This is a genomic window from Conexibacter sp. SYSU D00693 (assembly GCF_017084525.1).
Classification (GTDB): domain Bacteria; phylum Actinomycetota; class Thermoleophilia; order Solirubrobacterales; family Solirubrobacteraceae; genus Baekduia.
The window spans coordinates 4232117-4250293 of sequence record NZ_CP070950.1 but is presented as its reverse complement, the minus strand read 5'-3'; the positions used below and the strand labels follow the sequence as shown (position 1 = coordinate 4250293).

Here is an 18177-nt window from a genome sequence, read left to right as displayed (position 1 = left end):
GGTGCAGTGGTTCTCGTTCGTGCGCCTGCGGGGTTAGCTGACGGGCTAGCGCGGAACGAGCCAGCGCTTCAGGTGGCAGCACCACCCGATTCGCCCCAACAACGTGGGTCCCCCGTCCCCTGGCCTGTCTGCGCCAGAGGTTCGGCTTCGCTGCGGAACCGTACAACAGTGCAAGACGGCTTGCACTCCCCGGACGGGTGGTCTTCCGCCGGGCGGGCGGGTGGTACCCGCACCGACGAGCCGCTGACGTGCGCGTCGCTAGGGTCCTCGTCGATGCGCCGGGCTCCCCTCCCTCGCACCGTCCTCGCCGTGCTCGCTGCCGCCCTCACGCTCTCCGCGTGCGGGAAGGACGGCGGCGGCGACGGCCCGACCCAGGGCGCCGGCGGGCGCTCCGAGGCCGCCGCGGAGGACCTCGGCTTCCCGGGCTTCGCGACGAAGAACACCACGCGCGTGGGCGGCGCGGACGCGATCGCCGACGCCGCGGCCGTCGCCCGCGCCACCTTCCCCGGCGGCAGCTCGAAGGGCACCGCGAAGGCCGTCGCCCTCGTCGACGCCCGCGACTGGCGCGTGGCCATCGCCGCCTCGGTCCTCATGAGCCCGCCGTTGCGCGCGCCCGTCCTCCTGGCCGACGAGCCCGGCGAGCTGCCGGCCGCCACCAGGACCGCGATCGAGCAGCTGCGGCCCGCCGGCGAGCCCAAGGCGGGCAACGCGCAGGTCATCCGCGTGGGCGATGTCCCGCGTCCCGAGGGCCGCCGCACGACCGACGTGCGCGGCGCCAACGCCTTCGCCCTCACCCGCGCGATCGACGCCTTCGCCTCCGCCGCGCGCGGGCGCACGAGCGACCGCGTCGTCATCGCCAGCGGCGACGACCCCGCCTTCGCGATGCCCGCCGCGGGCTGGGCGGCGAAGTCCGGCGACCCCGTCCTCTTCGTCACCAAGGACGGCGTCCCCGCGGACACCGCCGCGGCGCTCAAGAGCCACCAGCAGCCCAAGATCTACGTCCTCGGCCCCTCGAAGCTCATCCCGCCGAAGGTCACCGCGCAGCTGCGCCGGCTGGGCAGCGTGAAGCGCGTCGGCGGCCAGGACCCCGTCACGAACGCCGTCGAGTTCGCCCGCTACAGCGACGGCGCGTTCGGCTGGGGCGTGCAGGACGCCGGCCACGGCCTCGTCTTCGCCCGCACCGACCGGCCGCTCGACGCGGCCGCCGCCGCGCCCCTCTCGGCCAGCGGCACCTACGGGCCGCTGCTGCTCCTCGACGACCGCGACGACCTGCCCAAGCCGCTCGAGCAGCAGCTCCTGGACATCCAGCCCGGCTACACCCGCGACCCCGTGCGCGGGGTCTACAATCGCGGCTGGCTCATCGGCGACGACCGCGCGATCTCCACCGCGGTCCAGGCGCAGATCGACGCCCTCCTCGAGATCGTCCCCGTCACCGGAAGCGACCAGCCGCCCGCATGAGCCAGGCCGAGCACCCCCAGCGCCTCGAGCGCGAGCCCACGGTCGACGACGTCCGCCAGCTGATGGGCGCGTCCACCCCGCACTTCGCGCTGCAGATCCGCAACCGGATCGCCCGGCTCGTCGAGGGCCTGCCGGAGGACCACCCGGCGCGCCAGCTCGGCGAGCAGGAGATCCGGCGCCTCACGACGCTCGGCTTCTCCGGTGAGGTCCGCGGCCACGAGCGCGAGGAGGGGATGGGCGCCCTGCCGTCCAACCGCGGTGGCCTCGAGGCCACCGGCGACTGAGCCGCCCTAGCGGCTCGGCCCGAGCACGACGCTGCCCGGCGGAAGCGGCGCCAGGACCGCCTTGAGGTCCGTCGGCACCAGCCGCCGGTCGCCCGTCGCGAAGCGCGTGACGGTCCAGCCCTCGCCGCGCACGACGCGCACGAGGCCGACCTCGGCGGTCGGCACGAGCGCCGCGGGCGGCTGCTCCTCGCGCTGGTCGCCGTTGACGTCGCGCGCGAGCCAGACGACGTCGATCGTGCTCGACTCGACGACGCCCGTCCCCGCCTGGGGCAGGTCGAGGTAGTGCTGGGCGGCCAGGCGGCCGCTGCCCGGGACGACGGCGACGACCCGGCCGGGCACGGCGGGCAGCGCGCTGGTCGCCGCGCGCCAGTCCTCGCGCTGCCACGAGCTCGTCGTCGTGACCCCCACGACGCAGGCGAGGCCGATGGCGGCCAGCGCCGCGAGGGCGATCCGTCCCGCGACCGCGGGCAGCCGGGCCAGGCCGAGGCCGAGCAGCGGCAGTGCGACGGCCTGCGAGGCCAGGAGGTTGCGCGTGAGGACGAAGTCGTCGGCGACGAGGGCGCTCGCGAGCGGCACCAGCAGCGAGACGGCGAGCACGGCGGCCAGCGCGAGGACCCCCGGCGCGCGCGGGCCGAAGCGCCGGGCCAGGCCGGCGAGCCCCGCGAGGGCCAGGGCCGAGGCGACCACCGCCAGCGGCGTCTCGAGCGGCCCGTCGTAGCCCACGAGCCACTGCTTGGGCACGGCGAGCAGCCGCTCGTCGAGCGGGAGGTCACGGATGAACGCGGCCCGGTCGGCGGCGCGCTGGTCCAGCGCGAGCGGCAGGACCGCGGCGCCGAGCAGGACCAGCGGCGCGAGGCCCGCGACCGCCTCGCGCGGGCCCACGCGCGCGCGCAGCGACCACGCCAGCCAGCCGACGAGCCCCGCGACCACGAACAGCGCGAAGTAGTGGGTCGTGAGGGCCAGGCCGGCGACGACGCCGAAGCCGGCCAGCCGTCCCGCCGTCGGGCGCTCCAGCGCCCGCAGCGCCAGGAGCACGGCGCCCGCGACGAGCAGCACGAGCAGCGCGTACGAGCGCGCCTCCTGCGAGAACCAGACCTGCAGCGGGTTCGTCGCCGCCAGCAGCCCGCAGGCGATCGCCGCTCGGCGGCCGCCGAGCCGCTCGCCGATCGCGAAGACGACGGCCACCGTCGCCACGCCCGCGAGCGCCGCGGGCAGCCGCAGCGGCCACTCGCCGTCGCCGAGCAGCCGCACGAGCGGCCAGTCGACGAGGTAGGTCAGCGGCGGCGTGGACTCCTGGTCGCGGACCATGCGCAGGAGGTCGCCGAGGCCGGCGACGTCGACGACGCGGGCCGTCGCGGCCTCGTCGACCCAGAGCGACTGCAGGCCGAGCGTCGGCAGGCGCAGCACCGCGGCGAGCAGCACGAGCGCCCACACATGGAGGCGGCGAGGCACGGGAGGCCGGAGGCTACCCTCGGTCCGCGCTCCGCCAGGCACCGCATCGTGCGGCGCCGCCGGTGGTTAGCACCTCAACACGCATGCGTCGCCGTCTCGTCCCTGCCCTGACCACCCTGCTGGCCGCGCTCGCGGCCGCGGCGCCCGCCGGTGCGTCGACCACGCAGGAGTCGATGTTCCAGGACGACCCGCTCCTGGTCTACGGCTCCCCCGAGCAGCAGCTCAAGACGCTCGACCGCGCCGCCCAGCTCGGCGTGGACCGCCTGCGCGTCTCGGTCTTCTGGGACATCGTCGCGCCCGACCCGGAGTCCCGGACCAAGCCCGCGGGCTTCGACGCCAAGAACCCCGAGGCCTACCCCGCCGGCGCCTGGGACCGCTACGACCGCCTCCTGCGCGCCGCCCGCCAGCGCGGCATCGCGGTGAACTTCAACGTCACGGCCCCCGGCCCGCTGTGGGCGATGGGCGACCCGGGCGACCGGCCCGACCTGGCCGACGTCTGGACCCCGAGCCCGAAGGAGTTCGGCGAGTTCGTCGTCGCCGTCGGCCGGCGCTACAGCGGCGAGGTCCCCGGCATCCCGCGCGTCGACTACTGGTCGATCTGGAACGAGCCCAACCAGGGCGCGTGGCTCGCCCCGCAGTGGTCGGGCACGGGGACGGGCGCCATCGAGCTCTCGCCGAAGGTCTACCGGCCGCTCGTCGACGCGGCCTGGGCGGCGCTCAGCCTCACGGGCCACGGCAAGGACACGATCCTCGTCGGCGAGACGGCGCCCAAGGGCTCGACGGACCGCGGCCCCTCGCGCCCGCTCTCGCCGCGCCGCTTCCTGCTGCGCCTCTACTGCCTCGACGACAACGGCCAGTTCCTGCGGGCCGAGGCGGCCACCGCGCTCGACTGCCCGGTCGAGGACCAGGCGGCGCGGATGCGCGCCGAGCACCCCGGGCTGTTCGGCCTCACCGGCTGGGCCCACCACCCCTACGAGGTGTCGTTCGCCCCGACGCGCCAGCCCACGCTGCCCGAGTCGTTCACGACGGCGAACCTCCGGCAGCTCTCCTCGCTGCTGCGCCGCGTCTTCCTGCGCATGGGCGCACCGGTCCCCGCGGGTGGCGGCAGCTCGGGCTTCCCGCTCTACCTCACCGAGTACGGCTACCAGACCGACCCGCCCGACCCGCTCGGCGTCTCGAACGCCGAGCAGGCGGCGTACCTCAACCAGGCCGAGTGGCTCACGTCGCAGATGACCGGCGTCAAGGCGCTGGCCCAGTTCCTGATGGTCGACGACAAGCCCGGCGAGGGCGCCTCGCCCACCGAGCGCTTCGGCGCGACCTTCCAGTCGGGCCTCATCACGCTCGAGGGCCGCAAGAAGCCGGGCTACGCCGCCTACCGCCTGCCGATCCACGTCCGCCGGACCCGCGTGCGCAAGGGCCGCAAGCTGCCCGTGTGGGGGCTCGTGCGGCCCGGCAAGAACGGCCAGCGCCAGACCGTGCGCATCGAGGTGCGCGCCGGGTCCAAGGGCGCCTGGAAGCGGGTGCGCACGGTGAAGACGGAAGCCCGCCGCGGCTACTTCGCCGCGGGGGTGACGGTCCGGCGCTCGGGCGCGGTGCGCTACGCCTGGACCGATCCCGCCACGAAGCGCGCGGCGCACTCGCGCACCGTCGCCTTCCGGGTGCGCTGAGCGTCCGGGCGCTCTGGCACCCTGCGCGGGTCCATGGCCGCCACGCCGCAGCCGCAGGACCGGCCCGCCGGGCTGGACGGATGCGCCCACGCCGGGCCGTTCCCCGTCGGCACGTACGCCGCGACGCTCAAGCGCCGCTTCGAGGAGATCGCGCGGGTCCAGCTCTTCGGCGAGGTCTGGGGGCTGCGCGCCTCGCGCGCGAAGGTCTACTTCGAGCTGCGCGACGGCGACGGGGCGGTCCCGTGCTCGATGTGGCGGACGGACTTCGAGGCGCTCGGCCTGCCCCCCGGCGTCCTGGGCGACGGAGCCGCGGTCGTCGTGGCCGGCGGGCCGGGCTACTACCCCGGCAGCCGCACGTCCTCGCCGGCGTTCTCCTTCGACGTCACCGGCCTGCGGGTGGCCGGCGAGGGCGACCTGCTCGCGCAGCTCGAGGCGCTGCGCCGCCGGCTCGGCGCCGCCGGCCTGTTCGAGCCGCAGAAGCGCCTCGTGCGTCCGGCGCTGCCGCGCTGCATCGGCGTGGTCACCGGCGAGGGCGGCAAGGCACGCGACGACGTCCTGGCCGGGCTGCGCCGGCGGGGCTGGGCCGGGCGCGTCGTCTGGGCGTTCGCGCCGGTGCAGGACCGCCACGCCGCGCCGGCGATCGCTCGCGCGCTGCAGGACCTCGCAGCGCTCGACGAGGTCGACGTCGTCGTGGTCGCGCGCGGCGGGGGCTCGCTGGCCGACCTCTTCGCCTTCTGCGACGAGACGCTGTGCCGGACCGTGGCGATGCTGCGGGTCCCGGTCATCGCCTCCGTGGGCCACCACACCGATCGCACGCTGATCGACGACGTCGCCGCGGTGTCGTGCTCGACGCCGACGCACGCCGCCGAGGCCGCCGTGCCCTGCCACCCGGGCGAGGCGCGCGCCCAGCTCGCGCGCGCCGCCGCCCGGCTCGAGGGCCACGGCCGGCGCGCGGTGCTCCAGCGCGCCCGCCACCTCGAGGCGCTGGCCCGCGCCCCCGCCCAGCACGTGCAGCGCCACCGGCTGCGCCTGCACCAGCTGCTGCGCGAGCTGCGCGCCAGCGCGGGGCGGCGAGTGGCCGTCGCGGCCACGGCGACCGAGCGCAAGGCGCTCGTGCTGACCCGCAAGGCGACGGCCGCCGCCGGGGGCGACGCGGCCCGCCGGCGCGCGGCGCTCGACTCCCTGGCGGCCGCCCTGGCCGCGCACGACCCGCAGCGCACCCTGGCGCGGGGCTACGCGATCGTCGACGACGGCGAGGGCGCCCTCGTCACGTCGCGCGAGGCGGCCCGGGCCGCCGGCCGCGTGCGCCTGACCTTCGCGGACGGCTCGACGGCCGCCCGCATCGACGACGAGAGGAGCTCGACGTGAGCGCGACCCCGACGACCCCGACCTACGAGGCGGCGACCGGCCGGCTCGAGGACATCATCCGGCGGCTGGACTCCGGTGAGGCCGGTCTGCGCGAGACGCTCGAGCTCTGCCAGGAGGGCCGCGGGCTCGTCGAGTTCTGCGCGGGCGAGCTCGACGCGGTCGGCAAGGGCCTCGAGGAGCTGCGCCTCGACGAGCTCGTCGCACGGCTCGAGGCCCGCCCGCCGACCGGCGCCCAGCCCGCCCCCGTGCAGCCGCCCGTCTGATGGGCGAGCTCTGGGACCGGCTGCGCGAGCTGCCGCTCGAGGTCGACGACTACGTCCTCGAGCGGATGCAGCGCGACGTCTCGTCGGACTTCACGCGCGTCTCGACGACGATCCGGCTGCGCGGCGGTGGGACGGACGGCATCGGCGAGGACGTCTCCTACGACGCCGGCGACCAGGACCGCCTGCAGGAGGCCGGGCCGGTGCAGCCACTCGCGGGCTCGTGGACGCTGGAGTCCTTCTGCGACCACCTCGCGACGCTCGACCTGTGGCCCGCGCCGGCGGTGCACGAGGCGTCGGTCCTCTACCGCGTGTGGGCCTACGAGTCCGCGGCGCTCGACCTCGCGCTGCGCCAGGCCGGCAGGGCGCTGCACGAGGTCCTCGGTCGCGAGCCCCGGCCGCTGCGCTACGTCGTCTCGCTGCGCCTGGGCGAGCCGCCGTCGCTCGCGCCGCTGCGCGCCCGGCTCGACCCGTACCCCGGGACCGAGTTCAAGCTCGACCCCACCAACTCGTGGACGCCCGAGCTCGTCGCGGAGCTTGCCGGGACCGGCGCGGTCGAGTCCGTCGACTTCAAGGGCCAGTACAAGGGCACGGTGGTCGACGTGGAGCCCGACCCCGCGCTCTACCGGCTCGTGCTCGACGCGTTCCCCCACGCCTGGCTCGAGGACCCCCACGACGAGCTGCTGGAGCTCTGCCCGCCCGAGCGGGTCTCCTGGGACGCACCGATCCACAGCGTCGAGGACATCGAGGGCCGGCCGTTCGAGCCCCGGCTCGTCAACGTCAAGCCCTCCCGCCTGGGCGGCCTGCGCCCGCTGCTGGCCGCGTACGAGCACTGCGAGGCGCATGGCATCAGGATGTACGGGGGCGGGCAGTTCGAGCTGGGCTGCGGGCGCGGGCAGATCCAGCTCCTGGCCTCGCTCTTCCACGCCGACGGGCCCAACGACGTGGCGCCTGGCGGCTTCAACGACCCCGCTCCGCCGCCCGGCCTGCCGACGAGCCCGATCGCCCCGCGCCCGGCGGCCACGGGCTTCCGCTGGGAGGGTGCGCCCGCGTAGGCCCTCCCACCGCACGCCGCCTGCCGGTGCGGATCACTAGGGTGCCGCGCCGTGCAAGAGCGACTTGGGATCGTCGGCGGCGGGGCCATCGCCTGTGGGCTGGCCGCCGTGGCAGCGAAGGACGGCGACGTGGTGCTGTGGGCGCGGTCGGAGGAGTCCGCGGACCGCTCCCGCAAGAGCCTCGACAAGATCTGCGGGCGCCAGGAGGTCGACCCGTCGAAGGTCCGGGTCACCACCGACCTGAGCGACCTCTCCGGCGTGACCGCCGTCATCGAGGCCATCGCCGAGGACCTCGACGCGAAGTCGGCGCTGCTGCCGCGCATCGCCGAGGCCGCGCCGGACGACGCGCTGCTGGGCTCGACGACCTCGTCGCTCTCGGTCTCGGCGCTCGCGTCAGCCGCCGGTGCGCCGGAGCGCTTCGTCGGCCTCCACGTCTTCAACCCGGTGCCCCGCATGGCCCTGGTCGAGCTCGCGTTCCCCGACGAGGCCACGCAGGAGACCCGCGAGCGCGCGCACGCGCTGTGCGCGGCGCTCGGCAAGACCGCCGTCGACGTCCCCGACACGCCGGGCTTCGTCGTCAACAAGCTCCTGTTCCCGTACCTCTTCAGCGCGGTGCGCTTCCTGGAGGAGTCGGGCCTCGAGCCCGAGGCGATCGACACCTGCATGAAGCTCGGCGCCGGCCACCCCATGGGCCCGCTGGCGCTCCTGGACTACGTCGGCCTCGACGTCGCCAAGGCGATCGGCGAGTCCATCGGCGAGCAGATCCCGCGGACCATCGAGGAGAAGGTGGCCGCCGGCCAGCTGGGCAAGAAGACCGGCGCCGGCTTCTACGCCGCCTAGCCGTCGCGGCGAGGCTGGGGGACGGCCCCCGGCCTCAGGCCGCCGGCGCGTGCGCGTCGTAGTGCCAGAGCGCCGGGAAGAGCGCGAGCACGACGGCGACGCCGGCCGCGCACGCCACGCCGCCGCTGACGACGGAGAAGCGCACGCCGCCCAGCGCGGCGGCGGCGCCGGCCTCCACGTCGCCCATCCGCGGGCCGCTCGTCACGACGAGCGAGAAGACCGAGGACATCCGGCCGCGCAGCCTGTCGGGGGTCACCGCCTGGTTGATCGCCTGGCGGCAGACGGCGCTGACGCTGTCGGCCACGCCGGCGAGCGCCAGCAGCACCGCCGCGAGCCAGATCGAGCCGACGAGGCCGGCGGCGGCGATCGCCAGCCCCCACACCACGACGGAGTAGGCGACGATCCGCCCCAGCCACCGGGCGTGGGTCAGCCAGCCCGTCGTCAGCGCGGCCACGGTCGCGCCCGCCGCGACGGACGCGTGCAGCAGGCCCGTCCCGGCCGCGCCCGCGTCGTACACCGCCAGCGCGAGGACCGGGAACAGCGCGCGCGGCATCCCGAACGTCATGGCCAGGAGGTCGATGGCGAACGAGCCCATGAGCGCGTCGTTGCGGCGCACGAAGCGCAGCCCCTCCCCCACCGACCGGCGCACGGGCAGGTGCTCCCCGGCCCCGGCGGGCGGCTGCGGCGCCATCTGGACCACCGCGGCGACGAGCGCGAGGCACGTCACCGCGTCCAGCGCGTAGGCCCAGCCGACGCCCGCGGCGGCGACGAGCAGGCCACCCAGGGCCGGGCCGACGACGAGCGTCAGCTGGTAGAGGCCGTAGCTCGTGGCCAGCGCCGGACGCACGAGCTCGGGCGCCACGAGGTTGGGGATGATCGCCGAGCGCGTGACGTTCTGGACGGCGCCGAAGCCGGCCAGCGCGCCGGCCAGGAGGAAGAGCAGCGGCAGGGGCGCCTCGTCGGTGGCGAAGGCCAGCGCCGCGAGCAGGCCCGCGACGGCCACGAGGGCGATCTGGTCGAGCAGGAGCAGGCGGCGGCGGTCGTGGCGGTCGGCCAGCGCGCCTCCGAGCAGCGCCATCGCCGCCAGCGGCACGAGCTCGGCGGCGCCGAGCAGGCCGGTGAGGAAGGCCGACTCCGTCTCGACGTACACCTGGTAGGGCAGCGCCACGAGGGTCGCCTGCGTGCCCAGGCCGGTGACGACGTTGCCCACGACCAGGCGCCGCAGGTCGCGCGAGGCGCGCAGCGGGCGCAGGTCGGGCGCCAGGCGGCGCAGGAGGCTCACGCGAGCTGCGCCGCGGCGGTCCGCAGGGCGTCGAGCATCGCCGACGCCGCGGGCGGGCGGATGTCCTCGGACGCGGTCACCGCGGCGATCGTGCGGCCGGGACGCGAGCCGTCGGGCCGCGGCGCGAGCGGGCGCGGGACGACGCGCGGGCTCTCCGACAGCGCCAGGCGCGGGACGAGCGCCACGCCCGCGCCGGCGCCGACGAAGCCCTGCACCGCGCCGTAGTCGGCGCTCGAGAAGACGACGCGCGGCTCGAAGCCGGCCACCGCGCAGGCACCGCGGACCAGGCGCTCGCAGCTCTCGGTCGGCACGACCCAGCTCTCCTGGGCGAGGTCGTCGAGGGCGATCTGGGGCGCCCCGGCGAGCGGGTGCCCGGCCGGGACGACGGCGTGCAGCTCGTCCCGGCAGACCTCGGTACGCAGCGCTCCCGCCAGCGCGTCGCCGGGCAGGTCGTTGGGCTCGAAGACGAGCACCAGGTCGCGCTCCCCAGAGCGCAGCGCGGCCAACCCCTCGTCCGGGTCGGCCTCGGCGAGGTCGAGCTCGAGGTCGGGGTGCTCGGCGCGCAGTCGCGCCAGGGCGGCCGGGACCAGCAGCGCCCAGGCGGACTCGAAGGCGGTCATCCGCAGCCGGCCGGTGCGCAGCTGCGCGAGGTCGTCGAGCTCCGCGCGCGCCGCCGCGAGCTGGCCGAGGACCACCGCCGCGTGGCGGTCGAGGACCGCGCCGGCCGCGGTGAGCCGCGCCCCGCGCGCCCCCCGTTCCACGAGCACCACGCCGGCCTCGCGCTCGAGCGCCGCGATCTGCTGCGAGACGGCCGACGGCGTGCACCACAGCTCCGACGCCGCCGCGGCGAACGAGCCGGTGCGGGCCACCTCGTGCAGCACCCTCATCCGCCGGACGTCGAGCATGAAGCGCAGCTTACGGCACGGCTCAGCACCTCCAGTCGCGCTGGTGAAAGGTGCCTGGCACCTTCCACCTCGTGCTCCGCGTCCACCGCATCCCGCTGTCCACGAACGTCGCCCGCATCGCCCTCGCCGCCGGCCTGAAGGGCGTCGCGGTCGAGTGGGTCGACCACGACCCGGACGACCGCTCGGCGATCCGCGCGCTCAGCGGGCAGGAGCTGGTGCCGGTCGTCGAGACCGGCGCCGAGGTCCTGACCGACTCGCCGCAGATCCTCCTCTGGCTCGAGGAGCGCCACCCCGAGCCCCCGCTGCTGCCCGCCGACCCCGCACGCCGCCGCGAGGTCCTCGCGTTCTGCGACTGGTTCAACCACGTCTGGAAGCTGCCGCCCAACGCCATCGACGCCCAGCGCCGCGCCGGGCACCCGGACGACGCGCGGGTCGCGGCGTGGGCCGAGCAGCTGCGGGCGGCGCAGCGGTGGTTCGAGGCCCTGCTCGCGGGCCGGGACTTCCTCCTGGGCGACGAGGTGACGCTCGCCGACGTCACCGCCCACCCGTTCCTGCGCTTCACGACCGCGCCCGAGGACGACGACCTCTTCCACGGCGTCCTGTGCGAGCACCTGCCGGGCGAGCTGCCGCGGCTCGCCGCCTGGGTCGCGCGAGTCGACGCGCTGCCCCGCGCCTAGTCCCGGAACGCAACCGGCCGGCGGTGGCGCCGGCCGGTCGTGCTTCTGGAGGAGGTGCGCTGCGAAGGAGTGCTTCGCGGAGGCCATCCTCCGGCGGGGCGCTGAACCGCACCTAAAAAGCGCCGAGGAACGCGACCGGCCCGCCTGTCGGCGGGCCGGTGTGCGTCTGGTGGATCCACCCCGATCCACCGGTCTCTCTCCTCCTCGACCGCCGTCCCACGGGCCGTCGAGGACGACACGTCCGCCGTCCCACGGGCGAGGTGTCGTGTGCAGGAACGAGCATCGGCGCCAGTCCTTGCGGTCCTTGAGCCCCGATCGGCGGACGGTGGACACCATCCACCGTCTGGCGCTCATCCCTGGCCGTTCGTCGCGCCGGAGGACGAGCTCACGGGCGCCCGCCGCTCACGGATCCGCACCGCCTCGATGCGGTTCTCGCGGACGGACTCCACGCGGATGGAGTAGCTGTCGGCGGTGACGGTGTCGCCGCGCTTGGGCAGCCGGCCGAGCTCGGCGAAGACGAACCCGCCGACGGAGTTGTAGGCGTCGGTGTCCACCGGCAGCTCGAGGCCGTAGTCCAGGAGGTCGGTCACCGCCACGTGGCCGCGGACGAACCAGTCGCCGTTGGCCAGCCGCCGGATCTGCCCGCCGGCGGGGTCGGTCTCGTCGTCGATCTCGCCGACGACCTCCTCGATGATGTCCTCGACCGTGACGATCCCGGCCACACGGCCGTACTCGTCGACGACGACCGCCATCGACGAGCGCTGGCGCTGGAGGTCGGCGAGCAGGTCGTCCAGCGGCTTGGTCTCGGGGACGATCACCGCGTCGCGCACGAGCGGCTGCAGCGACGCCTGCGGCCCGTCGGCCATGAAGGCCCGCGCCAGCGCGTTGGCGTGGACGATGCCGGCGACGCGGTCGGGGTTCTCGTCCTCGGTGACCAGCAGGCGGGTGTGGCCCGAGGAGATGCAGCGGCGCATGCCCGTCTCGACGTCCTCGCTGAGGTCGACGGTCACGACCGCCGGGAACGGCGTCATGACCTGCCGGGCCTCCTGCTCGTGCAGGTGGAAGACGCCGGTGAGCATCCCCGCCTCGCCGGGGTCGAGCGTCCCGCCCGCGCGGCCCTGGGCGATGAGGACGCGCAGCTCCTGCGGCGTGGCGCCGCCCTCGGTGGCGGCGTCGGGGTCGATCCGGACGAGGCGCAGCAGCGCGTTCGAGGCGCCGTTGAGCAGGTTGATGAACGGCCGCATGGCCGTCGTGAAGAGCTTGAGCGGCCGCGCGATGCGGATCGCCGTCGACTCGGCGTGGACGATCGAGAAGATCTTCGGGACCTGCTCGCCGACCGTGATGTGGGCGCTCGTGACGATGATGTAGGCGACCGCGATGGACAACGCCACGGCGACGCCGTGGCTGAGGTCGCCGAACGCGGGCTCTACGAGCTCGGCGATCGCCGGCTCGCCGAGGAAGCCGATGCCCAGCGACGCCAGCGTGATGCCGAACTGGCACGACGACAGGTACCGGTTGAGGTCGTCGAGGAGGTCGACCGCGGCGCGCGCGCCCTTGCGGCCCTCGGCGACCATGGCCTCGAGCTCACCACGTCGCGCGCGGACGAGCGCGAACTCGGCCGCCACGAAGAACCCGTTCACGAGCACGAGGAACGCGACGGCGAGGAGGAGGAGCGCCGTCATGCGGCGGCGCCGCTACTTCGGGGGAGATCGTCGTCTGGCACAGGCGACTCGCGGGCCACTGTAGCGGCCAGCTACCCGAGGCGCGAGGCCCGCGCACGCGCGACGACCACCTGCGGCGGTCCTCCGCGGTCGTCCTCCCACGCCACGACGACCTGGCGGGGGCCGGCGGCGACGGCGGGCCGCCACTGGCCGCTGCCCGCCAGGCGGGTGTCGTCGACGCGCAGGACGCGCAGGGCACGGCCCTCGTCGTCGACGCGCGCGGCCAGGACGTCGGCCGGCCCGTGGCGGTGGCCCTGCCAGGCGACGACGGCGCCGCCACGGGGCAGCGCGGCGATCGCCGGCGCGAAGGCGGGCCGCTGCGCGTCGCCGTCGCCGTCGACCTGGACGGCCGAGCCGCCGACGGGCGCGACGACGACGTCCTGCAGGCGGTGCGGGCGATCGGCGGTGGTGGGGTCCTTGCGCCAGTCGGCGAAGGCGACGAGCGGCTTGCCCGCCGCGGTGAGCGCGGCCTGCGGGTGGTCGGCGAGCTGCTCGAGCTGCGGGGCGCCCGAGCCGGTGGGCTCGGCGCCGCCGAACGTCCGCCCGCCGTCGCTCGAGCGCCGTGCGCGCACCCGCCAGTCGTAGGTCGCGAAGTCCAGCCACGCCACGAGGACGTCGCCGCCGCGCGCGGTGACCGACGGCGCCCAGGCGTGGGCCATGGAGGTGGCGAGCGCCGCCACCGGCCCGTCGCCGCTGAGCGCCCGCGCGTCGCCGGCGGGGCGCCCGTCGCGCAGCGTCGCCACGTGGACCTGCGCGCGGGGCAGGCCGAGCTCGCCGCCGACGCGGCCGCGCTCGTCGACCCACGCGACGACCGCCGAGCCCGGACCGGTGGCGGCGATCGACGGGTGCCACTGGTGCACGTCGCTCGGGACCGTCGCGTCGATCGGCGCCGGTGCGCCGAAGCGCCGGCCGCCGTCGACCGACCGCGCGACGAGCACGCGGTCGCGCTGCTGCCAGGCCAGCCAGACCTCGCGGCCGGGACCGGCCGCGAGCGCCGGCCACCACTGGTCGCCCAGCGCGGGGTCGCCGACGCCGACCGGCGCCCGCCAGCGCGCGCCCTCGTCGGCGCTGCGCGCGACCCGCACGCGCCAGCGCCCGCCGGGGCCACGCTCCTCGAACGCCGCGTAGGCCCGGCGACCCCGGGCGGCGAGGGCGACGTTGCGCTGCGGGCGGGCGCTCGGTGCGAGGAGCCGGTTGTCCGAGAACGGCCCCACGCCGCGACGGCGGGGCACCACGCGCCGGCGCTCGGGCGTCTCCCCCACGCGGACGTCGACGGCGACGACGTCCTCCACCATCGCGCCCGCCCGCGGACCGCCGGGCAGCAGCGCCTCGCCCGCGACGCCGAGCCGGGCGCGGCGCTCGGCCATCGGCTCGTCGGGCCACGCCGGGTCCGGCACCACCCAGGGAGAGACCGCCGCCATCCCGGGCGCGGGCGGCTGGCCGACGAGGGCCTGGCGCGGCCTCGCGGTGGCCGACCGCGGCTCGACGGCGACCGCGTGCTGCGCGTCGGCCGAGAAGTCGAAGAGGTTGCCGACGAGCTCGGGCAGCGCGTAGGCGGTGATCGACGGGTGGCGCAGGAGCGCGGCGTAGCCCGAGCTCAGCAGCGTGTCGGGCGCCCACTGGCCCTCGCGGCGCACCGTGTCGCCGACGAAGAACTCGGGCTGGACGAGGACCTCGACGCCCGCCTGGTCGAGCTTCTGCGTGACGTCGGGCATCCAGGCGTCCTTCGAGGTGACGATCCCCAGGACGCCGACGGGCGTGCGCACGGCGCTGAGCCCGCGGCTCACGTCGCCCGGCACGAGGTCGAGCTGGCCCGGGAGCTCGACCGGGGTGAGGTACGTCTTGACCTGCTTGGCGACGAGCTTGCCGTCGGGGTCGAAGACCAGCGCCTGGGTCGAGGGCTTGGCGCTCGTCGCCTCGTAGGCGTAGGGCCGGTCGTCGTCGATCGTGCGCAGCAGCGCCACGCGCGCCGGGCTCTCGACGTCGCAGCCGACCCCGCCGGGGAGCTCGGGCATCTGCGCCTTGCTCGTGCACACCACACGCCAGTGCTGGGCCATCGCCACGCCGGCCACGAGGTACGCGTCCAGGCGGTCGGCGAGCTCGGCGAAGGTCTCGACGACGACGCGGCCGAAGGTGTCGGTGAGGGCGAGGGCGAGGGCGCGGGTCGGCGGGAACGGGCGCTGGGCGAGCTCGGGGAACGTCGCGGTGTACGTCGCGATCTGCGGGGCGTAGGTCGCCAGCAGGCCGAGGATCGACGTCGTGAGGTCGGGCGCCGAGCGCGCGAGGGCGCCGCGCGTGCCGGTGAAGGCGGCGAGCAGGCCGAGGTCCTCCGGCAGCGTGACGAGGTCGCGGGCGGTGGCGGCGGGACGGGCGCGGTCGGAGGGGCCGAGCAGGCGCGCGGCGACGTCGCCGGCACCCTGGCGCACCGCCGTCGCGCCGGCGGCGCCGCGCTCGCGGGCGTCGAGCAGCGCGAGGAGCTTGGCGCGGTAGGCGGCCCGGTCCTGGACCCACGACGCGTCGTAGCGCGGTCCGCCGGCGAAGACGCGGACGGTCCGCGCGTCGGCGGCGGCCGCGGTGGCCAGGACGAGGAGCAGCGCCGCGGCGAGCGCCGCTCCCGCGCGTCTCACGCGAGCCCGTCGATCGTGGCGGCGAGATCCAGGTCGGCCTGCGTGATCCCGCCCTCGCTGTGCGTCGACAGGGAGAGGCGCAGGCGGTTGTAGCCGTGCACGAGCAGGTCGGGGTGGTGGCCGGCGTCCTCGGCGGCGTCGGCGACCCGGTCGACGAGCGCGATGACCGCGCGGAAGTCGCCCAGGTGCAGGTCCTTCACCAGCTCGTCGCCCTCGCGGCGCCAGCCCTCGAGACGCTCCAGGCCGGCGTCGACGGCCTCGTCGGTGAGCAGTGCCATGTCCGGTACCTTCGTCCTCGTGCGGATCGTCAGCCTCGTGCCCCACGCGACCGAGCTGCTGTTCGAGCTCGGGCTCGGCGACCAGGTCGTCGCCGTGACGCACGAGTGCGATCATCCCAAGGAGGCCAGGGCCCTGCCGCACGTCACGCGCGACGTCCTGCCGCCGGGGCTCGACGCGGGGCAGATCGACGCCGCGGTGCGCGAGCGCACGCAGGCCGGCGAGGCGATCTACGCGCTCGACGAGGAGCTGCTCACGTCGCTCGAGCCCGACCTCGTCGTCACCCAGGAGCTGTGCCCGGTCTGCGCCGTCTCCTACGACGACGTCGTCCAGGTCGCCGAGCGGATCCCGAGCTGCCCGAAGGTCGTCGCGCTGGACCCCAAGACGCTGGGCGAGACGCTGGGCGACATCCGCACCCTCGCGCAGGCGACCGACAGCAAGGACGCGGGTGTCGACCTCGTCCAGCGCCAGGCCGCGCGGATCGACCGCGTGAAGGTCGCGGTGAAGGACGCCGCGCGCCCGCGCGTGGCGGCGGTCGAGTGGTTCGACCCGGTGTTCATCGCCGGTCACTGGACGCCGCAGCTCGTCGAGCTCGCCGGCGGCGTGGACGTCCTCGGCTTCGCGGGCGAGCACTCCGAGCAGCTGGACTGGGACGCCGTCGCGGCGGCGCAGCCCGACGTCGTCCTGGCCATCCCCTGCGGCTACGACCTCGAGCGCTCGGCGCAGGAGGCCTCGCGCTTCGCCGACCAGCTGGCGGCGACGGGCGCCAAGCGCGTCATCGCCTTCGACGCCAGCACGTACTTCTCGCGCCCCGGGCCGCGGCTCGTGGACGGCCTCGAGACGCTCGCCCACGCGCTGCACCCGGAGCTCGTGCCCGAGGCGCCCGGCCGGGTGCTCGAGGTCGCGCTGCCGGCCACCCGCCGGTGAGCCGGCTCGTCCTCTTCCTGCACTCCTCGGCGGGGCGCTACGGCGCCGACCGCCAGCTGCACGCCCTCGCCACCGGCCTGGACCCCGAGCGCTACCGGGCGCTCGTCGTCCTCCCCGACCACGGCGAGCTCGCCGCCGACCTGCGCCGCGCCGGGATCGAGGTCCTCATCCGGCCCCTCGCCGTTCTGCGCCGGGCGCTCATGTCGCCGCGCGGGATCTCGTCGGTCGCCGTCTCCTTCGCCGCCGACGCCGGCGGGCTCGGGCGTCTGGCGCGCTCGCGCGACGTGGCGCTCGTGCACACGAACACGTCGGTGACGCTCGGCGGTGCCGGCGCGGCGCGGGTGGCCGGCGTCCCCCACGTCTGGCACGTGCGCGAGGTCTACGCCGGCTTCGAGCGCTGGTTCCCGGCCTACCGCCGGCTGCTCCTGCGCGCCGACGCGCTGCCGTGCGTCTCGCAGGCCACCGCGGCCCAGTTCGACGGCGCCGCGCAGGCGCGCGTCCTGCACGACGGCCTGGCGATCGACCCGCGCCGCGCCGACCGCGCCGCGTCGCGCGCCGCCCTCGGCCTCCCCGAGGACGTCGTGGCCGTCGCGGTGCTGGGACGGATCAGCGGGTGGAAGGGCCAGGACGTCCTGGTCCGCGCGCTGGCCGAGCCGCCGCTGCGCGACCGTCCCAAGGTCGTCGCCGTCGTCGCGGGCGAGCCGTGGCGCGGCGAGGAGCGCCACCTGCGCGAGCTCCACGAGCTCGCCGGCCGCCTCGGCGTCGCCGACCGCCTGCACCACGTGGGCTTCCGCGACGACGTCGAGCACGTCTACGGCGCGGCCGACGTCGTCGCGGTCCCCTCCAAGCAGCCCGACCCGCTGCCCAACGCGGCGCTCGAGGCGGCGGCCGCGGGGTGCTGCGTCGTCGCCGCAGACCATGGCGGGCTGCCGGAGATCCTGCGGGACGGCTCGACCGGGACGCTGGTGACACCCGGCGACCCGGGGTCCTTGGCCGCCGCGCTCGCGGACCTGGCCGCCGACGGCGCGCGCCGCGAGGCGTTGGGCGCGGCGGCCGCGGCGGACGTGCGCGCGCGCTTCGGGCGCGAGCGGATGCTCGACGAGGTGCAGGCGCTGTACGACGAGCTGCTGGGGTAGGGGCGCGTCGGGTCCGCAGCGGCGTCGGCGGTCGACGAGGGCGCTCGCTGTCCGGCACCGAGGGAGGGGGACGCGAAGCGCTCGCCCTCTCCGCGGGCCGACGCGCGGTCCCGCGAGCGTGAGTGGGGACTTGCGCTCGCTATGCGAGCGGAGATCCCCACTCACCGCGCGACCGCCCCGCGACCGCTCCGAACACCGCGCCCGACGGGACGGGACGCCCAGACGATCAGCGGCGGCGCCGC

16 protein-coding genes and 1 riboswitch are annotated in these 18177 nt (G+C 76.2%); of the genes, 10 read left to right on the top strand and 6 right to left on the bottom strand.

The genetic code is table 11. The features are described 5' to 3' along the window. Nucleotides 1–7: 7 nt before the first annotated feature. Nucleotides 8–157, bottom strand: a riboswitch (cyclic di-AMP (ydaO/yuaA leader). A gap of 116 nt (nt 158–273) precedes the next feature. Both JUB12_RS20950 and JUB12_RS20945 read left to right on the top strand, forming a co-directional pair. Further along, on the top strand, nt 274–1458 hold the full coding sequence (locus JUB12_RS20950) for a cell wall-binding repeat-containing protein (RefSeq protein WP_205697382.1): 1185 nt from the start codon (nt 274–276) through the stop codon (nt 1456–1458). Continuing rightward, complete coding sequence (locus tag JUB12_RS20945) at nt 1455–1742, top strand: hypothetical protein (RefSeq protein ID WP_205697381.1); 288 nt, start codon at nt 1455–1457, stop codon at nt 1740–1742. The genes JUB12_RS20950 and JUB12_RS20945 overlap by 4 nt, the downstream gene beginning before the upstream one ends. A 6-nt stretch (nt 1743–1748) precedes the next feature. On the opposite strand, the gene JUB12_RS20940 is transcribed toward JUB12_RS20945, so the two are convergent. Continuing rightward, complete coding sequence (locus JUB12_RS20940; RefSeq protein ID WP_205697380.1) at nt 1749–3194, bottom strand: glycosyltransferase family 39 protein; 1446 nt, start codon at nt 3192–3194, stop codon at nt 1749–1751. Nucleotides 3195–3277: 83 nt separating this feature from the next. Between JUB12_RS20940 and JUB12_RS20935 the strand changes: the two genes are divergently transcribed. From JUB12_RS20935 to JUB12_RS20915, 5 genes are read left to right on the top strand one after another with little or no spacing between them, the layout of a single operon-like run. Further along, nucleotides 3278–4861, top strand: coding sequence for a hypothetical protein (locus JUB12_RS20935; RefSeq protein WP_205697379.1), 1584 nt, complete (start codon nt 3278–3280; stop codon nt 4859–4861). Between the two features lie 33 nt (nt 4862–4894). Next, nucleotides 4895–6229 (top strand): exodeoxyribonuclease VII large subunit, encoded by a 1335-nt coding sequence (xseA, locus tag JUB12_RS20930; RefSeq protein ID WP_205697378.1) that lies wholly within the window; start codon nt 4895–4897, stop codon nt 6227–6229. Beyond that, entirely contained in the window at nt 6226–6492 is a 267-nt protein-coding gene (gene xseB / locus JUB12_RS20925; protein ID WP_205697377.1) for an exodeoxyribonuclease VII small subunit, read from the top strand. The genes xseA and xseB overlap by 4 nt, the downstream gene beginning before the upstream one ends. After that, entirely contained in the window at nt 6492–7544 is a 1053-nt protein-coding gene (locus JUB12_RS20920; RefSeq protein ID WP_205697376.1) for a hypothetical protein, read from the top strand. The genes xseB and JUB12_RS20920 overlap by 1 nt, the downstream gene beginning before the upstream one ends. 51 nt (nt 7545–7595) lie before the next feature. Then, nucleotides 7596–8384, top strand: coding sequence for a 3-hydroxyacyl-CoA dehydrogenase family protein (locus tag JUB12_RS20915; RefSeq protein ID WP_205697375.1), 789 nt, complete (start codon nt 7596–7598; stop codon nt 8382–8384). Nucleotides 8385–8418: 34 nt separating this feature from the next. Here the strand turns inward: JUB12_RS20915 and JUB12_RS20910 are convergent, their stop codons facing one another. Both JUB12_RS20910 and JUB12_RS20905 read right to left on the bottom strand, forming a co-directional pair. Then, complete coding sequence (locus tag JUB12_RS20910; RefSeq protein ID WP_205697374.1) at nt 8419–9666, bottom strand: MFS transporter; 1248 nt, start codon at nt 9664–9666, stop codon at nt 8419–8421. Next, complete coding sequence (locus JUB12_RS20905; protein WP_205697373.1) at nt 9663–10571, bottom strand: LysR family transcriptional regulator; 909 nt, start codon at nt 10569–10571, stop codon at nt 9663–9665. Before JUB12_RS20905 ends, JUB12_RS20910 begins: the two co-directional genes overlap by 4 nt. Before the next feature lie 71 nt (nt 10572–10642). On the opposite strand from JUB12_RS20905, the gene JUB12_RS20900 reads away from it, so the two are divergent. Next, nucleotides 10643–11248 (top strand): glutathione S-transferase family protein, encoded by a 606-nt coding sequence (locus tag JUB12_RS20900; protein WP_205697372.1) that lies wholly within the window; start codon nt 10643–10645, stop codon nt 11246–11248. A gap of 350 nt (nt 11249–11598) precedes the next feature. On the opposite strand, the gene JUB12_RS20895 is transcribed toward JUB12_RS20900, so the two are convergent. The 3 genes from JUB12_RS20895 to JUB12_RS20885 form a co-directional block, all read right to left on the bottom strand. Next, on the bottom strand, nt 11599–12930 hold the full coding sequence (locus JUB12_RS20895; protein ID WP_205697371.1) for a hemolysin family protein: 1332 nt from the start codon (nt 12928–12930) through the stop codon (nt 11599–11601). 71 nt (nt 12931–13001) lie between these two features. Continuing rightward, nucleotides 13002–15596, bottom strand: coding sequence for a hypothetical protein (locus JUB12_RS20890; protein ID WP_205697370.1), 2595 nt, complete (start codon nt 15594–15596; stop codon nt 13002–13004). Continuing rightward, nucleotides 15593–15874, bottom strand: coding sequence for a 4a-hydroxytetrahydrobiopterin dehydratase (locus JUB12_RS20885; RefSeq protein WP_205697369.1), 282 nt, complete (start codon nt 15872–15874; stop codon nt 15593–15595). Before JUB12_RS20885 ends, JUB12_RS20890 begins: the two co-directional genes overlap by 4 nt. Nucleotides 15875–15893: 19 nt before the next feature. On the opposite strand from JUB12_RS20885, the gene JUB12_RS20880 reads away from it, so the two are divergent. Together JUB12_RS20880 and JUB12_RS20875 are read left to right on the top strand one after the other, a co-directional pair. Then, nucleotides 15894–16799 (top strand): cobalamin-binding protein, encoded by a 906-nt coding sequence (locus JUB12_RS20880; RefSeq protein ID WP_205697368.1) that lies wholly within the window; start codon nt 15894–15896, stop codon nt 16797–16799. After that, the gene (locus JUB12_RS20875) at nt 16796–17935 is read left to right on the top strand and encodes a glycosyltransferase (RefSeq protein WP_205697367.1); all 1140 of its coding nucleotides are present in this window, start codon (nt 16796–16798) and stop codon (nt 17933–17935) included. The genes JUB12_RS20880 and JUB12_RS20875 overlap by 4 nt, the downstream gene beginning before the upstream one ends. The last annotated feature ends 242 nt before the right edge of the window (nt 17936–18177 follow it).

Coding starts and splice junctions, on each gene's coding strand:
- JUB12_RS20945 (WP_205697381.1), top strand. CDS start 1,455: ATGAGCCAGGCCGAGCACCCCCAGCGCCTCGAGCGCGAGCCCACGGTC.
- JUB12_RS20920 (WP_205697376.1), top strand. CDS start 6,492: ATGGGCGAGCTCTGGGACCGGCTGCGCGAGCTGCCGCTCGAGGTCGAC.
- JUB12_RS20935 (WP_205697379.1), top strand. CDS start 3,278: ATGCGTCGCCGTCTCGTCCCTGCCCTGACCACCCTGCTGGCCGCGCTC.
- JUB12_RS20885 (WP_205697369.1), bottom strand. CDS start 15,874: ATGGCACTGCTCACCGACGAGGCCGTCGACGCCGGCCTGGAGCGTCTC.
- xseA (WP_205697378.1), top strand. CDS start 4,895: ATGGCCGCCACGCCGCAGCCGCAGGACCGGCCCGCCGGGCTGGACGGA.
- JUB12_RS20950 (WP_205697382.1), top strand. CDS start 274: ATGCGCCGGGCTCCCCTCCCTCGCACCGTCCTCGCCGTGCTCGCTGCC.
- JUB12_RS20895 (WP_205697371.1), bottom strand. CDS start 12,930: ATGACGGCGCTCCTCCTCCTCGCCGTCGCGTTCCTCGTGCTCGTGAAC.
- JUB12_RS20905 (WP_205697373.1), bottom strand. CDS start 10,571: ATGCTCGACGTCCGGCGGATGAGGGTGCTGCACGAGGTGGCCCGCACC.